Source organism: Bradyrhizobium sp. 191 (genome assembly GCF_023100985.1).
In the GTDB taxonomy this organism is placed as follows: Bacteria; Pseudomonadota; Alphaproteobacteria; order Rhizobiales; family Xanthobacteraceae; genus Bradyrhizobium; species Bradyrhizobium diversitatis.
In genome coordinates this window covers 7,599,752-7,619,486 of sequence record NZ_CP064692.1, presented here as the reverse complement: position 1 = coordinate 7,619,486, position 19,735 = coordinate 7,599,752, and the positions used below count along the sequence as shown (strand labels likewise).

Annotated in this window: 14 protein-coding genes, 1 tRNA gene and 2 riboswitches; of the genes, 13 read left to right on the top strand and 2 right to left on the bottom strand. The window is 64.5% G+C overall.

All coding sequences use genetic code 11. The features are described 5' to 3' along the window. Window positions 1–30: 30 nt before the first annotated feature. On the bottom strand, window positions 31–447 hold the full coding sequence (locus IVB23_RS35730) for a twin-arginine translocation pathway signal (protein WP_247801651.1): 417 nt from the start codon (window positions 445–447) through the stop codon (window positions 31–33). A gap of 174 nt (window positions 448–621) precedes the next feature. Here IVB23_RS35730 and IVB23_RS35725 point away from each other — a divergent pair. From IVB23_RS35725 to IVB23_RS35705, 5 genes are all read left to right on the top strand, one after another. Beyond that, window positions 622–710 (top strand) — tRNA-Leu (locus tag IVB23_RS35725). Window positions 711–1,270: 560 nt separating this feature from the next. Next, a complete protein-coding gene (locus tag IVB23_RS35720) occupies window positions 1,271–1,474 on the top strand; it encodes a DUF3551 domain-containing protein (protein WP_245312232.1) in 204 nt (67 codons plus the stop codon). 162 nt (window positions 1,475–1,636) lie between these two features. After that, on the top strand, window positions 1,637–3,334 hold the full coding sequence (locus IVB23_RS35715) for a long-chain-fatty-acid--CoA ligase (protein ID WP_247801650.1): 1,698 nt from the start codon (window positions 1,637–1,639) through the stop codon (window positions 3,332–3,334). Window positions 3,335–3,476: 142 nt separating this feature from the next. Further along, window positions 3,477–4,703: an acyltransferase family protein gene (locus tag IVB23_RS35710; RefSeq protein ID WP_197967675.1), complete on the top strand. Its 1,227-nt coding sequence runs from the start codon at window positions 3,477–3,479 to the stop codon at window positions 4,701–4,703. A 435-nt stretch (window positions 4,704–5,138) separates the two neighbouring features. Beyond that, window positions 5,139–6,389, top strand: coding sequence for a multidrug effflux MFS transporter (locus tag IVB23_RS35705; protein WP_247801649.1), 1,251 nt, complete (start codon window positions 5,139–5,141; stop codon window positions 6,387–6,389). Window positions 6,390–6,665: 276 nt separating this feature from the next. Here IVB23_RS35705 and IVB23_RS35700 read toward each other — a convergent pair whose 3' ends face one another. Beyond that, a complete protein-coding gene (locus IVB23_RS35700; RefSeq protein ID WP_247801648.1) occupies window positions 6,666–8,273 on the bottom strand; it encodes an ABC transporter substrate-binding protein in 1,608 nt (535 codons plus the stop codon). A 269-nt stretch (window positions 8,274–8,542) separates the two neighbouring features. Here IVB23_RS35700 and IVB23_RS35695 point away from each other — a divergent pair, with 269 nt between their 5' ends. From IVB23_RS35695 to IVB23_RS35660, 8 genes are all read left to right on the top strand, one after another. Then, complete coding sequence (locus tag IVB23_RS35695; RefSeq protein WP_061882862.1) at window positions 8,543–9,673, top strand: M20/M25/M40 family metallo-hydrolase; 1,131 nt, start codon at window positions 8,543–8,545, stop codon at window positions 9,671–9,673. Between the two features lie 179 nt (window positions 9,674–9,852). After that, window positions 9,853–9,957: riboswitch (glycine riboswitch) on the top strand. Window positions 9,958–9,960: 3 nt separating this feature from the next. Beyond that, window positions 9,961–10,066: riboswitch (glycine riboswitch) on the top strand. Window positions 10,067–10,133: 67 nt separating this feature from the next. Continuing rightward, the gene (locus IVB23_RS35690) at window positions 10,134–11,435 is read left to right on the top strand and encodes a D-amino acid dehydrogenase (RefSeq protein ID WP_247801646.1); all 1,302 of its coding nucleotides are present in this window, start codon (window positions 10,134–10,136) and stop codon (window positions 11,433–11,435) included. Between the two features lie 178 nt (window positions 11,436–11,613). Further along, on the top strand, window positions 11,614–12,555 hold the full coding sequence (locus IVB23_RS35685; RefSeq protein WP_061882864.1) for an ABC transporter permease: 942 nt from the start codon (window positions 11,614–11,616) through the stop codon (window positions 12,553–12,555). A 17-nt stretch (window positions 12,556–12,572) separates the two neighbouring features. Further along, a complete protein-coding gene (locus IVB23_RS35680) occupies window positions 12,573–13,460 on the top strand; it encodes an ABC transporter permease (protein ID WP_197967678.1) in 888 nt (295 codons plus the stop codon). A 132-nt stretch (window positions 13,461–13,592) separates the two neighbouring features. Continuing rightward, the gene (locus IVB23_RS35675; RefSeq protein WP_247801644.1) at window positions 13,593–15,242 is read left to right on the top strand and encodes an ABC transporter ATP-binding protein; all 1,650 of its coding nucleotides are present in this window, start codon (window positions 13,593–13,595) and stop codon (window positions 15,240–15,242) included. A gap of 297 nt (window positions 15,243–15,539) precedes the next feature. Next, window positions 15,540–17,045: a M81 family metallopeptidase gene (locus tag IVB23_RS35670; RefSeq protein ID WP_247801642.1), complete on the top strand. Its 1,506-nt coding sequence runs from the start codon at window positions 15,540–15,542 to the stop codon at window positions 17,043–17,045. A 13-nt stretch (window positions 17,046–17,058) separates the two neighbouring features. Next, entirely contained in the window at window positions 17,059–18,231 is a 1,173-nt protein-coding gene (locus tag IVB23_RS35665; RefSeq protein WP_197967681.1) for a M20 aminoacylase family protein, read from the top strand. Next, window positions 18,224–19,645, top strand: coding sequence for an amidase (locus IVB23_RS35660; protein WP_247801640.1), 1,422 nt, complete (start codon window positions 18,224–18,226; stop codon window positions 19,643–19,645). The genes IVB23_RS35665 and IVB23_RS35660 overlap by 8 nt, the downstream gene beginning before the upstream one ends. Window positions 19,646–19,735 lie beyond the last annotated feature (90 nt).

The window sequence follows — 19,735 nt, the reverse complement described above, 5'->3', positions numbered from 1 at the left end:
CGAAGCGCGGTCCGCGGGCGCCTCGGCAGATCACCCTTTTCCGGACGTCGAGGCGGGCTTGCCAGCGGGTGATGCCGGCTCCGCCGCAGGCGGCGTCGCCTCCGGCATCTCCCGGCACCTGTTACGGCGCCAAGCCTCCTCCGCCAACTGCGACTGCCCGCGGACGGCAATATAGTCGTTGCGATAGGCAAGCTCGGACACGACCGCGCCACCTGCCCCCGTCTCGGCCTTCTCCATCAGCCTCTGCAGATCGGCAGTGCGCTTGGCGAGCGCCTTGCGCTCGGTCTGCAGCTGCTTGCAGTCGTACAATTCGTATCTTGCGGGATCGGCAAAGGCCGGTGCGATCGTCTCGCTCATGCCGGCGCAGCCGGAGAGCGCGGCGCCGGCGACAAGCAGCACGAGGAGCGCGCCACAGCCGCGCAGCGAAGAGGAAAACGAAGCAGCCATGCCGGATGAATAGTCCCCGTGGATTGAGAATGCCTAAAGCAACAACAGATGTCCGGATTGAGGCTTTGCCTTGTGCGTCCGGCTCGCTTAAGGAAGAACCGTCCCTCCGCGTCCCCAACGCGCCAATTCCAGATGGCCGGAGATGGACTTAAGTGATTGATCCCGTTGGATCAAGCGGGCATGGCGGAATTGGTAGACGCAAGGGACTTAAAATCCCTCGGTGCGCAAGCGCTGTGCCGGTTCGACCCCGGCTGCCCGCACCATCTTTTTAGGCGCTGAACGACTGGCGCATGGAGGTGCTGGTCAGGCGTGCAGCAAAAGATCGGGCCCAAGCAATCCGGCGATCCCGGGCCGCGCGCCTTTCAGCGATAGATGCTCCAATCAATTGAGTGCACTGTCGCCGTAATACCGGCAGCTGCGCTCGGATCCTCATCGTATCGCGTCGTCCGATCCACTGGCGGGCTTTTGATGAATTCAGCTGAATTCGCACGAAGGCTGAAGCGTCGCCATCGTATATGTAGAAACCGCCTCCGAACCTGCCCGCTGTGCCGATGATAACCCATCCGCACCCCCCGGTCCTTAGCGGCGACTGGCGCGACTTATCAGTGATCGGGAGAAACCGGACCCCATTTGCGGGTTTTATCGGATGTCACGGCGGTGAGTTGCCGGCTAGTCTGCGCGGATCGCTCGGAATGGGAAACAATCCGTCCGAAGCTAAGCACAGGATGCGGGTTCAACGTTTCCCGATCTGCAGGATCGCGTGAAGTGCGTGTACGGTCTGGTCCATAGTGAGTGTATCAAGATGCGTTTTATCCTCGGCCTGATGACCCTCATCACCGTCATAGGGATCTCATCCATGGCGCATGCTCAAGCTGCTTCGAACGACCGGTACTGTCTACAAGGTCGCGGATGGGGTTTTCCTGGAAATTGTCAGTTCGCCACCCGTCAACAATGCCTGGTGGCGGCGTCGGGAACTAACGCGCATTGTGGCCTTAATCCACGCTACGCCGCTCATCGGCGAACGTAGCCCCGTGGCAGAAGGACAAACGGCCTGTTCGCGTGATGGCAAGGATGGCGGAACCAGTCGCGACCGCGCGTTTTGGCGACGCGCCGGGAGCGACTGTCAGGAATCCTTGTAGAGGTCTGATCACCTGGTTCGCGTGATCTGCCGGCCGTCAGAAGGAGTGCCATGGAGCGCATCTGGCTCAAGCACTATCCGCCGCGCGTTTCGGCGGAGGTCGACCCGTCGCGATACGCATCGCTCGTTGGGATGCTCGAAGAGAGCTTTGCCAGATATCGCGAGCGCACGGCCTTCATCTGCATGGGCAAAGGGTTGACCTACGGCGAAACCGATGAGATGTCGCGCGCCCTCGGCGCCTGGCTGCAGAGCAGAGGCCTGGCGATCGGGGCGCGCGTCGCCATCATGATGCCGAACGTGCTGCAGTATCCGGTGGCGACCTGCGCCGTCCTGCGTGCCGGCTTCACTGTGGTGAACACTAACCCCTTGTACACGGCGCACGAGCTCGAGGCTCAGCTCGCTGATGCCGGCGCCGAAGCCATTATTGTGCTTGAGAACTTTGCGCATGTCCTGCAGCGAGCGATCGGCAAGACCAGCATTAAGCATGTCGTCGTTGCCTCCATGGGCGACCTCCTCGGCACGATCAAAGGCACGATCGTCAATCTGGCGGTACGGTGGGTGAGGAAGATGGTGCCGGCTTATTCGCTTCCCGGCGCAACGCCGTTCAATGCTGCCCTCGCGGCCGGCAAGAGCATGACCTTGACAAAGCCGCAGCTTGGATCCGACGATCTCGCATTCCTGCAATATACCGGCGGGACCACGGGCATTCCCAAGGGCGCGATGCTGTTGCATCGCAACGTGGTCGCCAACATGCTGCAGATCGACAACTGGCTGCAGCCGGTGCTGGAGAACGAGCCGAAGGTCGATCGTTTGACCGTCATGGCGGCGCTGCCGCTCTATCACATCTTCGCGTTGACGGCCTGTTTCCTGCTCGGCGTCCGTACCGGCGGCCAAAGCATTCTCATCCCCAACCCGCGCGATATTCCCAGCCTCATCAACGAGCTTGCCAAGTACAAGGTGAACCATTTCCCCGCGGTGAACACGCTTTACAACGCTCTGCTCAATCATCCGGACTTCGGCAAGATCGACTGGAGCATGCTCAAATGCGCTGTCGGCGGTGGCATGCCGGTGCAGAAAGCGGTAGCGGACCGTTGGTTCACGGCGACGGGCGCGCCGCTGTGGGAAGGTTATGGCCTATCGGAGACGTCACCGGTCCTGACGTGCAGTTCGCCGCTCGATCCGGCGTGGGACGGGACCATAGGACTGCCCTTGCCATCAACGGACATCTCGATTCGTGACGACGACAACAACGCGGTGCCGCTTGGGCAGCCGGGCGAGATCTGTGCGCGCGGCCCGCAGGTGATGGCGGGCTACTGGAAACGACCGGATGAGACGGCCAACGTCATGACACCCGACGGCTTCTTCCTTACCGGTGATATCGGCATCATGGACGAAACCGGACGGGCCCGGATCGTCGATCGCAAGAAGGACATGATCACGGTCTCCGGGTTCAAGGTCTATCCGAACGAGGTCGAGGCTGTGGTCTCGAGCCACCCGGGAGTGGGCGAATGCGGGGTGATCGGCATCCCCGATCCGCGCTCCGGCGAGGCGGTAAAGCTGTTCGTCGTCAAGAATGATCCAAACCTCACCGAAGCGGACCTGATCGCCTACTGCCAGACGCGGCTCACGCCATACAAGGTCCCGCGGCTGGTGGAGTTCAGGAGCGAGCTGCCGCAGACCAATGTCGGCAAGATCTTGCGCCGGCAGTTGCGTGAGGAGTCGCGGTCGATTGACAGCCGGGCTGCATAAAGCGATCGCGGTCCGCTTGGCCATAACACGCTGAACGCCACGTTGGAGAACGATCATGGCAGCTTGGTCCCGTGCTGCCGAGCTTGCTGACCGGACGCCCCCGTCCCGAAACCGCTACGTCGATTTCCTACGAGCTATGTCGATGCTGATGGTGACCGTCGGGCACTGGCTGGCCGCCGCGCCCTATTTCGACGCAGCCGACACGTTGACCACATCCCACATCCTGACGGTCGTTCCCTGGACCGCCTGGCTCACATGGATCGTGCAGGTTATGCCGATTTTCTTTATGGTCGGCGGATACGCGAACGGCACCAGCTGGCGTGCCGCGCGGCGGGACCACAAGTCATATGCAGCCTGGCTTGAAGGCCGGTTGCGCCGTCTCGTGTGGCCAATCCTGCCACTGCTCGTGGTTTGGGTAGCGATCGTTGCCATTGAGTACGCCCGCGGCGTGCGGCCGGAGCTGATCAGCTATGGTTCGCAGGCGGCGTTCATACCAATCTGGTTCCTTGCGGTGTATATCGGAATTACTCTGCTGGTGCCAGCCATGGAAAGCGCGTGGACCCGATTTGGTATGAGATCGTTCTGGGCTTTGACAGCGGCTGCGGTCGCTATTGATGTCATGTACTTTTCAGTCGGTTTGCGTTGGCTTGGTTTCGCCAACTATCTCTTCGTCTGGGCGGCGATCTTCATGCTCGGGTATGCGTGGCTCGACGAGCGGTTTTCCGCGCGCGGGACGCTGCTTGTCGGTGCCGTTCTGGGCTTTGCAACGCTATTCTTACTGGTACAGAACGGGGCCTATCCTGTCTCAATGATTGGCGTCCCCGGCGATCCGATCAGCACCACGACGCCGCCGAAGGTCACGCTGATAGCGCTCGCAATCATGCAAGGCGGGTTGCTGCTTGCTGCGCAAGCACCTGCGCGCCGCTGGCTGGCTGGCCGCGTCGCGTGGACCGCCACCGTGGTGATGAATAGCAACATCATGACGATGTTCATCTGGCACCTGACGGCCACCACCCTTGTGATCCTCGTCGCCTATCTCGCCGGTGGCTTCGGTCTGCGGCTTGAGCCAGGAAGCTCTGAGTGGTGGTGGTCCCGGTTCCCCTGGCTCGCAGCGAATGCGATGGCGCTCATTCCTCTTGTTGCGGCCTTCGGACGCTTTGAGCGGCCGCGCGCAACCGACGGCGCACCGGCGCCCGCGTGGCGCTACGTGCTCGGCGCATTCATGACAGGCGCCGGCCTTTCGCTGCTTGCGGCACAGGGAGTTGGCGGACATAGCAGTTTTGGGTTGAACGTGTGGGGTCTCACGCTCGCTTTCGTGGGCATCGGCCTCATCGCAAGCAGGATCGGTGCGTCGCGCGGCGTAGTCTAGCTAGCGCCCGGCGCCGGCAGCGAACAAGGAATCCCTCGGTGCGCAAAGCGCTGTGCCGGTTCGACCCCGGCTGCCCGCACCAACGGAGCTGATCGCGCAGGCCGTGCGCGGCCCGAAAACGACCGCGCGGTAAATCCATGACGTCCTGCAAGGCGCTTTCGCGCTGTACGAATTCGTCCGACTCGCGCGCCAGCTCGTGATCCAGCTCGACGGCGCCACGACCGTGATGCTGATCCACGATGCCGCCGCCGGACAGTTGGCGCTCGATCTGTTCGAGCGGGCCCGCAGCACCCGCTGACCTCCTTTGCCGTCGGCGCCGACGGCTCTCGCCAAATCTTGTCCGCCCCCGATCCGCCTGCCAGCCATCCCGAAACGAGGGTTGTGCGATGCAGCATCGAGGGTAGATAACGCCCCTGTATTTCAGGGGTAACCTTCTTGTCTGACGTCAATGCCGACGATTGGGTGTCCGCGGGACACCGCCCGATGGGTTTTCCAGAATTCGTCATCGTGATCGCGGCCATCATGGCGCTCAATCCGCTTGCGATGGACATGATGCTGCCGGCGCTGCCCAACATCGGTGCCGCCTTCGAGATTCCCGTCGCGAACCATCTTCAGCTGGTGCTGTCGATCTTCCTGATCGGTTTCGGCGTCGGCCAGTTCGTCATGGGCCCCCTGTCGGACCGCTTCGGCCGCCGGCCGGTGCTGCTCGGCGGCATGGCGGTCTATGCCGTGGCGAGCGTGCTGGCGGTCGCAGCGCCCTCGTTCGAGACGCTGCTGCTGGCGCGCGCGCTTCAGGGCCTCGGCACCGCGGCGACGCGCGTGATCGCGACCTCGATCGTGCGCGACTGCTATGTCGGCCGCCGCATGGCGAGCGTGATGTCGCTCGCCATGATGATCTTCATCGCAGTGCCCGTGGTCGCCCCTTCGTTCGGACAGACGGTGCTGCTGGTCACGGCGTGGCGCGGCATCTTCGTGGTGCTGATGCTCTACGGCCTGCTCGCGCTCGCATGGTGCGTGCTGCGGCTGCCTGAAACCCTTCCCGAGTCCGAGCGCCGGTCGCTGGCGCCCGCCGACGTGCTCTCCGCGTTCCGGCAGACCGTGACCCATCGCCAGACCATCGGCTATGCCACGGCCGCCGGCAGCGTGATGGGCGCACTATTCGCCTACGTCTTCTGCGCCCAGCAGATCTTCACCGGCATCTATCGCCTCGGCCATTACTTTCCGCTCGCTTTCGCGGCGGTCGCGGTCGGCGTCGCCATTGCCGGCTTCCTCAATGCAAGGCTGGTCGGACGGCTCGGCATGCGCGTGATCTCGCACGGCGCGCTGACGCTCTATACCGCCGTGGCCGGCGTGATGCTGCTGACGGAAAGCCTCGGCATGCTGCCACTGTCCCTTTTCATGCTGCTCTCCGCCCTGATGATGTTCTCGTTCGGCATGATGGTCGCCAACTTCACTGCGCTCGCGATGGAGCCGCAGGGACACATCGCCGGCACCGCCTCCTCGCTTTACGGCTCGATCACGACGCTGATCGGGATCGTGGTCGGCATGGCGATCGGGCAGAGCTTCGACGGCACGCTGCTGCCCTTCTCGGTCGGCTTCTTCCTGTCGACCCTCGCCGCGCTCGCGATCGTGCTGGTGGTGGAGAAAGGGCGGCTGTTCAAGCCGCATCATCGCCCCATCGCCTGAGGAACTTCCCGGACCTCTCGATGTTGTACCGCAGCAATCGAGAGGATCGGCGAGATGGAACAAGAGAGCAGAGCGGATCAGCCCGCGTCGAAGACCGAGCGGCCCGCTCCTCGGGAACTGTTCGAAGAGCGGCGGGACCGAAGCCTGCCATTCGCAAGTGAAGGTCTGGAGCAGGTGCGCGACAGCCACTGCTGATTCAGACCGAAATCATGTCATAGAAAACGGCGCCGCGGTTCCCCCCGGCGCCGTTCGCTTTTCGGACGGAGGCGCTGTTGCCTACTCCGACTTGCTGACGTTCCAGAACAGCGGCGTCGCCGGACCGTCGAGCAGGCCGGTCAGCGATTTGCGCCAGCCGCTCGGCAGGAGATACTGCCCCAGCGGGATGTAGATCACCTGATCGTACGCCTCCTGCTGGATCTCGGCCGCGATCTTCTTCTGCGCGTCGAGCGAGGGGGCGCGGACGAACGCGTCCTTGAGCTGCTCGATCTTGGGGTCTTCGGCCCAGCCGAACCAGCCCTTCTTGCCCTGGCCGCCGATCGAGAGATTGGCGATCGGGTTGGCGACGTCGGCCGCGACCCAGTTGGTGAAGAACATGTTCCAGCCGCCCTCCTTCGGCGGCTTCTGGCTGGCGCGCCGGCTCACCACCGTCTGCCAGTCAGTCGCCTGCAGGTCGACCTTGAATCCGGCCTCGCGCAGCAGCTGGGCCGCAACGATCGGCTGCGCCTTGAGCGTCGTGACGTCGCCGGGCGCCATGATCACGATCGGCGTGCCGTCGTAGCCGGACTCGGCAAGCGCCTTCTTGGCTGCAGCCATGCCGTTGCCCTTGATGAGGGTCTCGGCGCCGACGTCGGTCGCGAGCGGCGTATCGCACACGAAGAAGGCGCCGCAGATCTTCTGATATTTCGGGTTGCCGACGAGCGCATCGAGAACGTCCTTCTGGTTCATCGCCAGCAGGGCAGCTCGCCGCACCTTCACGTTGTCGAACGGCGGATGCAGGAAGTTCATGCGGCCGAGCGTCTGGAAACCGAACTTGTTGGAGACCTCGATCGTGAGCTCCTTGTTCGATTCCAGCACCGGTAGCATGTCATACGGCAGGTTCTCCATGAAATCGATGTCGCCCGACTGCAGCGCGTTCACTGCGGTCTGCGAGTCCGGCATGGTGATCCACTCGACGCGATCCACCTTCACCACCTTGCCGCCGGAGGTCCAGCTCGCCGGCTCCTTGCGCGGCACGTAGTCGGCGTTCTTGACGTAGACCGCCTTCACGCCGGGCTGGAATTCCGACGCCACGAACTTGAAGGGACCCGAGCCGATCTGCTCCGGGATCTGCTTGTCCGGCGGCGTCTCGGCGAGACGCTTCGGCATCATGAAGGCGACGCGCGAGGACGGCTTGCCGATGGAATCGAGCACGAGGCCGTAGGGCTCCTTCAGCTTCAGCGTGATGGTCTTGGCGTCGGTCGCCTCGATGCTCGCGGTGAAGTCCATGAGCTTCTGGCCCATGCCGTCGACCGCTGCCCAGCGCTTCAGCGAAGCGACGCAGTCTTCCGCCGTCACCGGCGCGCCGTCATGCCACTTCAGGCCGTCGCGCAGCGTGAAGGTGTAGGTGAGCTTGTCGTCGGAGATCTTCCAGTCCGCCATCTGGGGCTGGATCTTGAAGCTCGAATCCGGGGCCACCAGCGTGTCGTAAATCATGTAGCCATGGTCACGCGTGATATAGGCCGTGGTGAAGATCGGGTCGATGATGCGCAGATCCGAATGCATCACCGCCGTAATGGTCTTGCCGGCCGCAAGCACTGGCGAGGCCAGCGCGGTCGAAAGCGCGACGACCGACAGCGCAAGTTTGGAGGCGAACGCGCGACGCCCCCGGCGCATGAAGTGGAACATAGAAAGTTCTCCTGACGTGAAACTGTTCAAAGGCAGGTCATTGGTTGAGCATGCGGTTCATTCGTTGGGCGAACTAACCTCATGCAATGCCTTTATCTTTTTGAGACTTGCAGACAGTGCCGAGCGCGTCAATCCGGTTTCGTCGCAGCCCCTCACGGCGCGCGCACGGGCTCCACAAAGATCGGTTTGGCTCTACAACACCCTCCGCTTGTCCTGCCCCGCGCCGATGCAATGCGCGTTCCATCTTTCGAAGCTTGAGAGACATTGAGATGAATCCTGCCAATCTTCCCTTTGATTCCGAGGCGATGCTCGAGGGCCTGCGCGGCTGGGTCGAATGCGAGAGTCCGACCTGGGATGCAGGCGCCGTGGACCGCATGCTCGATATCGCGGCGCGGGATATGGCGATCATGGGTGCGACGATCGAGCGCATTGCCGGCCGCCAGGGCTTTGGCGGCGTCATCCGCGCGCGGTTTCCTCATCCCAAGCAGGGCGAGCCGGGCATCCTGATCGCCGGACATATGGATACCGTTCATCCGGTCGGCACCATCGAGAAGCTGAAATGGCGGCGCGAGGGCAACAAGTGCTATGGCCCCGGCATCTACGATATGAAGGGCGGCAATTACCTCTCGCTGGAAGCGATCCGGCAACTGGCGCGCGCCTCCTTCACCACACCGCTGCCGATCACCGTGCTGTTCACGCCGGATGAGGAAGTCGGCACGCCTTCGACGCGGGACATCATCGAGGCGGAAGCGGCGCGCAACAAATACGTGCTGGTGCCGGAGCCCGGCCGCGCCGACAACGGCGTCACCACCGGACGCTACGCCATCGCGCGCTTCAATCTCGAGGCGACGGGACGGCCGAGCCACGCCGGCGCCACGTTGTCGGCCGGACGCTCGGCGATCCGAGAGATGGCGCGGCAGATCCTTGCGATCGACGCGATGACGACGGAGGACTGTACCTTCTCGGTCGGCGTCGTCCACGGCGGACAATGGGTCAATTGCGTTGCAACGACCGCGACCGGCGAAGCGCTCTCCATGGCCAAGCGTCAGGCCGATCTCGACCGCGGTGTCGAGAGGATGCTGGCGCTGTCGGGCACCAGCAACGACGTCACGTTCAAGGTCACGCGCGGCGTGACGCGTCCGGTTTGGGAGCCGGATGCCGGCACCATGGCGCTCTATGAGAAGGCGCGCGGCATCGCCAAATCGCTCGGCGCGGAATTACCGCATGCCAGCTCCGGCGGCGGCTCCGACGGCAACTTCACCGGCGCGATGGGAATTCCCACGCTCGACGGCCTGGGCGTTCGCGGCGGCAACGGGCACACGCTGGAGGAGTTCATCGAAGTCGATAGCCTGGTCGAGCGCGGGCGGCTGATGGCGGGATTGCTGGCGACGCTGGAATAGTCCGCCCGTCATTCCGGGGCGATGCGTTAGCATCGAACCCGGAATCTCGAGATTCCGGGTTCGCGCTACGCGCGCCCCGGAATGACTGCGACGACTTCGCACTGCACAATACGTCGGCAGTCACGGTCGAAATTTAGCCTTGTCTAAAAATGAGGCGTATCGTACTGCTCGGCCGTCCACGCGATGATGCGGGAGAGATCGCGGCGAAGGCTTTCGGCTTTCGTTGCGGCGCCGACGGAGCAACCGCCCCGGAAACTCTCAGGCAAAAGGACCGTTTCGTCAGGACGATCTGGAGAGAGGCGGCGCGATTTCAGGCAATCGTAACGCCCACCGAAGGGGATAGTCCGTTGCGAGATCCGCAGCGGATCAAGCTCTCAGGTAACCGTGACAGATGGGGCGCCGCCAACGGCCTTTGGCCGGCGGTTAGCCGACTCTAAACACGGGAGCCCCGAACCTAGTCATGACCCATATCGCCATCATCGGCGCCGGCATCACCGGCGTCACGACCGCCTATGCCCTGCTCGAACGCGGCTACAGGGTGACGGTGCTCGACAAGCACCGCTACGCCGCGATGGAGACGTCCTTCGCCAACGGCGGGCAGCTCTCCGCATCGAACGCCGAAGTGTGGAACAGCACGGCGACGATCCTGAAGGGCTTGCGCTGGATGTTTCGGCGCGACGCGCCGCTGCTGATGAACCCGCGGCCGAACTGGCACAAATATTCCTGGATGAGCGAGTTCGTCGCCAACATCGGCAACTACCGCGCCAACACCATCGAGACCACGCGGCTCGCGATCGAAGCGCGCAGGTACCTGTTCGACATCGCGGCGCGCGAGGGGATCGACTTCGATCTCGAACGCCGCGGCATCCTCCACATCTATCGTGACAAGGCCGGCTTCGAATCCGGTCTGCGCGTCAACGCGCTGCTGCAGGAAGGCGGCCTCGACCGCCGCCCGGTGACGCCGGAGGAAATCCGCAGCATCGAGCCGACACTGCGCAAGGACTATTATGGCGGCTTCTACACGCCGTCGGATGCGACCGGAGATATCCACAAGTTCACCCGCGGCCTGGCGGAAGCCTGCAAGCGGCGTGGCGCGACCTTCATTCACGAAGCCAACATCGATTCAATTGCGCGGGCCGGCAGCGGCTTCGTCATCGGCTGGGCCGATCTGGCCGCGAGCGATGCCGTCGCGGCCGGGCGCGGCGCACTGAACGCCGACGGCGTCGTGGTCTGCGCTGGCGTTGCGAGCCGTCACTTCGCCGCCCTGCTCGACGAGCGCGTCAACGTCTATCCGGTGAAGGGCTACTCGATCACGGTGCAGCTCGACACCGTCGAAAGTCGCAACGCCACCCCAACGGTGAGCCTGCTCGACGAAGCCGCCAAGATCGTCACCAGCCGGCTCGGCGCCGATCGTTTTCGCGTCGCCGGCACCGCCGAATTCAACGACTTCAATCGCGATATCCGCGCCGACCGCGTGCAGCCGCTGATCGACTGGGTGCGCAACAACTTCCCCGCCGTCGAAACGTCGCGCGTCGTGCCGTGGGCCGGGCTGCGCCCGATGATGCCGAACATGATGCCGGTCGTGCGCGCAGGACGGATACCGGGCGTGTTCTTCAACACCGGCCACGGCCATCTCGGCTGGACCCTGTCGGCCGCGACGGCGCAGATGATCGCCCAGACCATCGACGGCTGGCGCGGCCTCAACGCGCCACCGACGGCACCTTCACTTGGGGTTGAGCGTGAACTGCGACGTGCATCCTGAGTGGTCGATATCGGAGACATGCCGGCCTCTTGCGACGGCGCAGCCCTTGGCACACAATTTGCCCTAAGAGGACTGCGTCTCCGGGCGGCCTTTCCAGCCCAAGTGATAGGCATGATAGACACGACAGAGTTCACGGGAGCCTCAGGGCTCCACACGTTCCGTAGCCGGAGATAAGTGCATGCTGGGTTATCTTATTCGCCGCGTTCTGGCCGCGGTGCCCGTGATGGGCGTCGTCGCGCTGTTCGTGTTCCTGCTTCTGCGGCTGACGCCGGGCGATCCCGCCGCGATTCTCGCGGGCGACAACGCGACACCGGAACGGCTCGAGCGCATCCGCGCCTCGCTCGGGCTGAACGAGCCCCTGATCGTGCAGTTCATCACCTGGGTGAACAAGCTGCTGCACGGCGACCTCGGGACCTCGCTGATCTCCAACCTGCCTGTCATGAAGATGATCGGCCAGCGCGTCGAGCCGTCGATCTCGATCGCGCTGTCGACCATCATCCTCGCCGTCATCGTCGCCGTGCCCCTGGGGGTGATTGCGGCCTGGAAGCACGGCACCTGGATCGACCGCTTCGTGATGGGCCTGTCCGTGCTCGGCTTCTCGGTGCCGGTGTTCGTGGTCGGGTATCTCCTGATCCAGGTCTTCGCGATCGAGCTGCGCTGGGTCCCGGTCCAGGGCTTCCGCAGCATCTTCAACGGCTTCGGGCCGTTCTTCGAGCGCATCATCCTGCCGACCTGCGCACTCTCCTTCATCTACATCGCCCTGATCGCGCGCATGACGCGCGCGGCGATGCTCGACGTGCTCGGCGAGGACTATGTCCGTACCGCGCGCGCCAAAGGCATCAACGAGGTCGCGGTGATGATGCGCCATGCACTGCGCAACGCCGCGGTCCCCGTGATCACCGTGATCGGCACCGGCTTCGCGCTCCTGATCTCCGGCGTCGTCGTCACCGAGAGCGTGTTCAACATTCCCGGCATCGGCCGCCTCACTGTTGATGCGGTGTTGGCGCGCGACTATCCGGTGATCCAGGCGATGATCCTGCTGACGTCGCTGATCTATGTCGTCGTCAATCTTCTCATCGACGTCGCCTACACCCTGCTCGATCCCCGGATCCGGTACTGAGGCAAGGATAAGAACAAATGTCAGTCGATACCCTTCCCCAGTCGTCCATCCCGATCACGTCGCCGCTGCGGCCGCGATTCGGATTCCTCACCTCGACGCCCATCATTGCGACCGCGACGGTCCTGCTCACGCTGGTCGTGGTGGTCTCGATCCTCGCGCCGCTGATCGCGCCGCATGATCCGATCCAGCTCGCGCCGTCGCAGCGGCTCAAGCCCTCCTCCGCACAGTTCCTGCTCGGCACCGACGCCTACGGCCGCGACCTGTTGTCGCGCGTGATCTATGGCGGCCGCATCTCGCTTCTGATCGGCATCGGCTCGGCGATTCTGTCGATCGCCATCGGGCTCGCGATCGGCCTCGTCTCCGGCTTCTTCAAGCTGGTCGATTCCGTGCTGATGCGCGTCATGGACGGCCTGATGGCGATGCCGAGCATCCTGCTCGCGATCGCCGTGGTGTCGCTGTCCGGCGCCAGCATCTGGACCGTGCTGATCGCGATCACGATCCCTGAGATTCCGCGCGTCGCGCGCCTGGTGCGCTCGGTCGTGCTGTCGGCGCGCGAGGAGCCTTACGTCGAGGCCGCGATCTCGGTCGGCTCCAGCCTGCCGAAGATCATGTGGCGCCACCTGATGCCGAACACGATCGCGCCGCTGATCGTCCAGGGCACCTATGTCTGCGCGAGCGCCATTCTGACCGAGGCCATCCTCTCCTTCCTCGGCGCCGGCATCTCGCCGGAGACACCGACCTGGGGCAACATCATGGCCGAGGGCCGCCAGTATTTCCAGATCAAGCCGTCGCTGATCTTCTGGCCGGGCCTCTTGCTCTCGATCGCCATCCTCAGCATCAACCTGATCGGCGACGCCGCCCGCGACGCACTCGATCCGCGCATGAAGCAGCGGGAGGGGAAGTGAAACAAGTAGCGTTGTCATTCCGGGGCGCGCCTCTTGGCGCGAGCCCGGAATCCATTTCACCACGTGTGCTGCGGCCCGATGGATTCCGGGCTCGCGACTTTGTCGCGCCCCGGAATGACGGAGAGAATTGACGTGACCAACACCATCCTCGACATCAACAACCTCGTCGTTTCCATCGGCAAGAAGCCGAAGGGCGTGAACATCATCGACGGCATCTCGATCCAGGTGCGCGAGCGCGAGACGCTGTGCCTCGTCGGCGAAAGCGGCTCGGGCAAGTCGGTGACGTCGCTCACCACGATGGGCCTCCTGCCGAAGGGCACGCTGGTTCCCACCGGCGGCAGCATCAAGCTGGTCGGCGAGGAGCTGCTCACCGCGACCGACCGCCGCCTGCGCCAGCTTCGCGCGACCAAGATGGCCATGATCTTCCAGGAGCCGATGACCGCGCTCAATCCGGTGGTGCCGGTCGGCCGCCAGATCGACGAAGTGCTGCGCGCGCATACCGATCTCGACGGAAAAGCGCGGAAGAAACGCATCCTCGACATGATGGAGCAGGTCCACCTGCCCCAGGTCGAGCGCATCTTCGCCTCCTATCCGCACCGCCTGTCCGGCGGCCAGCGCCAGCGCATCATGATCGCGATGGCGCTGGTGCTGGAGCCGAAGCTCCTCATCGCCGACGAGCCGACCACCGCGCTCGACGTCACCACGCAGAAGCAGATCCTGACGCTGATCCGCGAGCTGCAGCGCGATCACGGCACCGCCGTGCTGTTCATCACGCACGACATGGGGGTGGTCGCCGAGATCGCCGACCGCGTCGCGGTGATGCGGCAGGGCCGCCTGGTCGAGACCGGCCCGCTCGACACCGTGCTGCGCAATCCGACCATGGAATACACCCGCAACCTGCTCGCCTCGGTGCCGAGCCTGGTGCCGCGGCAGCCGCGCGAAGAAAGCCGCGAGCCGGTCGTGCTGGAGGCCAACGAGCTCAGCAAGGTCTACAAGGAGCGCGCCTTCTTCGGCAAAGGCCGCGAGGTCGTCGCCGCCGACAAGGTCACGCTGACGCTGCGCAAGGGTCGCACCCTCGGCATCGTCGGCGAAAGCGGTTCGGGCAAGTCGACGGTGGCACGCTGCATCGTCCGCCTGATCGATCCGACCTCCGGTGGCGTGCGCCTCGCCGGCCGCGAGATCGCCGACATCTCGCGCCGCCTGCTCCAGCCGCACCGGCAGAAGATCCAGATCGTGTTCCAGGATCCCTACCGCTCGCTGAACCCGCGCGTGACCGTTGGCGACAGCATTGCGGAAGGCCCGATCAACTACGGCGTCTCCCAGGCCGATGCGATGAAGCGGGCACGCGAGCTGCTCGAGCTCGTCGGCCTGCCGGCAGATGCCGTGTCGCGCTATCCGCACCAGTTCTCCGGCGGCCAGCGCCAGCGCATCGCAATCGCTCGCGCGCTCGCGCTCGATCCGGACGTGCTGGTTGCGGACGAGGCGGTTTCCGCGCTCGACGTCTCCGTGCAGGCACAGGTGCTGGAACTGCTCGACGAGATCCAGAATCGGCTCGGCATCGCCATCCTGTTCATCACCCACGATTTGCGCGTCGCTGCGCAAATCTGTGACGAGGTCGTGGTGATGCAGCATGGCCGCGTCGTCGAACAGGGTCCCGCCGCCGAAGTGCTGACGCATCCGAAGCAGGCCTACACCAAGGCGCTGCTGGATGCCGCACCCGGGCGAGGCTGGGATTTTGCGAACTTCCGGCCGGTGGCCGAGGGCGTGGGGGCCACCGTGTAGCAACACTCACGGTGTCGTCCCTGCGAACGCAGGGACCCATACTGCGGAATCTATCGTTCGCGTGCGGCGTTAATCCCGAACGACCAGCATTCGCCAAACTCTTTCCTGGGGTTATGGGTCCCTGCGTTCGCAGGGACGACATGGAGAGCTTGGATGCACCGCTACTCACGACACTCACCGCGGCCGCAGCATTCCCAAAACAGCTTGAGGCCATGCACGGCGCGAGTGCTTCCCGCCTTGCCCTCTCCTTCGCGCCAAGGCTAACGTCGCGCACTTTCCAACGCTGGACTTGAATTGATGACACGTATCGCCATCGGCGGCTTCCTGCACGAGACCAACACCTTCGCTCCGACCAAGGCGACATTCGCGGACTTTCAGCATGGCGGCGGCTGGCCGGCGATGACGCAAGGCGCCGACGTGCTGAAGGTGATGCGGCGCATCAATGTCGGCCTCGCCGGCTTCGTCGACAGCGCTGAAGCCAGCGGCTGGGAACTCGTTCCGACGATTGCCTGCGGGGCGAGCCCCTCCGCCCATGTCACCAAGGACGCCTTCGAGCGCATCGTGAAGGTGATGGTCGACGGCATCGCAGCCGCCGGGCCGATCGATGCGGTCTATCTCGACCTGCACGGCGCCATGGTGACGGAGCATCTCGACGACGGCGAAGGCGAGATCCTGGCGCGCGTGCGCCGCGTCATCGGCAAGGATGTTCCGCTCGTCACCAGCCTCGATCTCCATGCCAACGTCACGCCCGAGATGATCGAGCATGCCGACGCGCTGATCGCCTACCGCACCTATCCGCATGTCGACATGGCCGAGACCAGCCGCGCCTGCGCAAGGCATCTGGCGCTGCTGCTGCAGACGAAGCAGCGCTTCGCAAAGGCGTTCCGGCAATTGCCGTTCCTCATCCCGATCAGCTGGCAATGCACCAACGACCAGCCGACCAGAGGCATCTACGAAAAGCTCGCCGCGATGGAGAGCGATGAGGTTCCGACACTCTCTTTCGCGCCCGGCTTCCCGGCCGCGGATTTCCGCGATTGCGGGCCGAGCGTATTCGCCTACGGCAAGACGCAGGCGGACGCCGACCGCGCGGCCGATGCGATCGTCAGGCTGATCGAAAGCCACGAGGACGATTTCGACGGCAAGATCTGGTCGCCTGACGATGGCGTGCGCCATGCCATGGAGCTGTCTCGGAATGCGAGCAAGCCGATCATCATCGCGGACACCCAGGACAATCCCGGCGCCGGCGGCGATTCCGACACGACAGGCATGCTGCGCGCGCTGGTGCGCAACAAGGCAAGCGCCGCCACCGGCGCGATCTACGATCCGGAATCGGCCAGGGCCGCGCATGCGGCCGGCGTCGGCGCCACCGTGACGCTCTCGCTCGGCGGCAAGTCCGGCATTCCCGGCGACGAACCCTATCGCGAGACCTTCCTGGTCGAAAAGCTCTCCGACGGCCGCTTCATCGCGCCCGGCCCCTATTACGGCGGCCGCGAGATGGAGATGGGTCCCTCCGCCTGCCTGCGCATCGGCGACGTCCGCGTGGTCGTCTCCTCGCACAAGGCCCAGCTCGCCGACCAGGCGATGTACCGCTATGTCGGCATCGAGCCCACACGTGAGAAGATCCTGGTCAACAAGAGTTCGGTCCACTTCCGCGCCGATTTCGAGCCGATCGCTGAGAAGCTGATGATCTGCGCCGCCCCCGGCGCGATGCCGGCCGACACCGCCACCCTGCCCTGGACGCGGCTGCGGCCGGGCATCCGCATCAAGCCGAACGGCCCTGTTTTCGATCCTCCCTCACGCTAACTGGACAGGACACATGCCCACGATCGACCGCATCGACGGCTACGCCGACGAACTCACCGCTATCAGGCGCGACCTCCACGCCCATCCCGAGATCGGCTTCGAGGAAGTGCGCACCTCCGGCATCGTCGCCGACAAGCTGAAGAGCTGGGGCATCGAGGTGCATCGCGGCCTCGGCGGCACCGGCGTGATCGGCGTCATCAAGGGCAAGGGTTCGAGCGGCAAGCGCATCGGCCTGCGCGCCGACATGGATGCGCTGCCGATGGAGGAGAACACCAATCTGAAGTGGAGCTCGAAAATCCCGGGCCGCTTCCACGGCTGCGGCCATGACGGCCACACCACCATGCTGCTCGGCACCGCGCGCTATCTCGCCGAGACCCGGAATTTCGACGGCACCGTGCACCTGATCTTCCAGCCGGCCGAGGAAGGCCTCGGCGGCGCCCGCGCCATGATCAAGGACGGCTTGTTCGAGAAATTTCCCTGCGACGAGCTCTACGGCCTGCACAACGCGCCCGACCTCAACCACGGTGAGATCGCGATCCTGCCCGGTCCCGCGATGGCCAGTGCCGACTTCTTCGACCTCCGCATCACCGGCTACGGCGCGCATGGCGCGATGCCCGAACGCTCCAAGGACGCGGTGATCATCGCGACCACGCTGGCGCAGGCGATCCAGACCATCGTCAGCCGCAACGTCGAGCCGCTGCAGGCCGCCGTGATCTCGATAACCCAGATTCACGCCGGTTCTGCCTACAACGTCATTCCCGGCGACGCGCATCTTTGCGGCACCATCCGCACCTTCTCGAAAGAAGTCCGCACCCTGATCGCCGAGCGCATCCGCACGATCTGCGCCGGCATCGCGAGCGCCTATAGTTGCGTGATCGACGTCGACATCCGCGACACCTTCGACGTGCTGGTCAACCAGGTCGAGCAGTCCAAGGTGGTCGAGGAGGTCGCGCGCACCATCGTCGATCCCGCCAACGTGATCACCCGCACCCAGCCGAAGATGGGCAGCGAGGATTTTGCCGACATGCTGCAGACCGTCCCCGGCGCGTATTTCTGGGTCGGCCATGACGGCTCGGTGCCCGTGCACAATCCCGGCTTCGTGCTCGACGACAAGATCCTGCCGATCGGCGCCAGCATGTTCGCCCGCATCATCGAGACGCGCATGCCGGTGGGGGCCCATGCATAAGAAGAGCGTCGAAGAGGCGGTTACCTCGCTGCACGATCTGTCCGCGGTCGATTTGATCGCAGGCTATCGCGCCAAGCAGTTCTCGCCGAGCGAGGTGCTGGAAGACGTGCTCGCGCATGTCGCCGCGTGGGAACCGCATCTGAAGGCACTCTATGCGTTCGATCCCGACGCCGCGCGCGAGGCCGCCAAGGCCTCGACCGCGCGCTGGACTGGCGGCGAGCCGTCCGGCGCGCTCGACGGCGTGCCCGTCACGGTGAAGGACAACATCGCGACCAAGGGCGTGCCGGTGCCGCTGGGCGCGGCCAGTGTCAAGCTCGTGCCGGCCGAGAAGGACGCCCCGCCGGCTGCGCGGCTGCGCGAGGCCGGCGCGATCATCTTCGCCAAGACCACCATGCCCGATTACGGTATGCTGTCCTCCGGGCTTTCCAGCTTCCATGCGCTGGCGCGTAATCCCTGGGACCTCACCAAGAATCCCGGCGGCTCCAGCGCTGGCGCAGGCGCGGCCGCAGCGGCCGGCTATGGTCCCTTGCATCTCGGCACCGATATCGGCGGCTCGGTGCGGCTGCCAGCCGGCTGGTGCGGGCTCGTCGGCCTGAAACCGAGCTTCGGCCGCGTGCCGATCGATCCCACCTATGTCGGCCGCGTCGCCGGCCCGATGACACGCACGGTCGACGACTGCGCGCTGATGATGAGCGCGATCGCAAAACCCGACCGGCGCGACGGCATGAGCCTGCCGGCAGAACCCCTCAACTGGAAAGGGCTGGAGAAGTCGCCGCGAAAACTGCGCATCGGCCTGATGCTCGATCCCGGCTGCGGCCTGCCGCTGGAGAAACCGGTCCGCGAGGTCGCGGTGAAGGCGGCGAAGGCGTTCGAATCTGCAGGGGCCATCGTGACCGAGGTCGACGGCATCCTCACGCGCGAGATGCTCGACGGCCTCGACAATTTCTGGCGCGCGCGGATGTGGGACGATCTGTCCAAGCTGACGCCGGCCGAGCAGGCAAAGGTGCTGCCCTATATCTTCAAATGGGGTGAGTCCGGCGCGAAGCTGTCGGGCGTCGAGGTCATCCGCGGCTTCAACCAGACGATGGCGATCCGTGCGGCGGCAGCAAAGCTGTTCTGCGAGCTCGACTATGTGATCTCGCCGACCGCACCGAACGTGAATTACCCCGCGGAATGGGCTTCCCCCACCAACGATCCCATGAAGCCGTTCGAGCACATCGCCTATACCGTGCCGTGGAATATGTCGGAGAACCCCGCGATCTCCGTCAATGGCGGCTTCGACGCCAAGGGGTTTCCGATCGGCGTGCAGATCGTCGGCCGGCGCTTCGACGATATCGGCGTGCTCGGCATGGCCAAGGCGTTCGAGGGCCTGCGTGGCCCGCAGCGGCCCTGGCCCGAGCCGCCGGCGACGTAAATATCTCCCGTCATTCCGGGGCGTCGCGAAGCGACGAGCTATGGTGCGCAATTGCGCACCTGAGAATCCATAACCACCACAATGAGTATG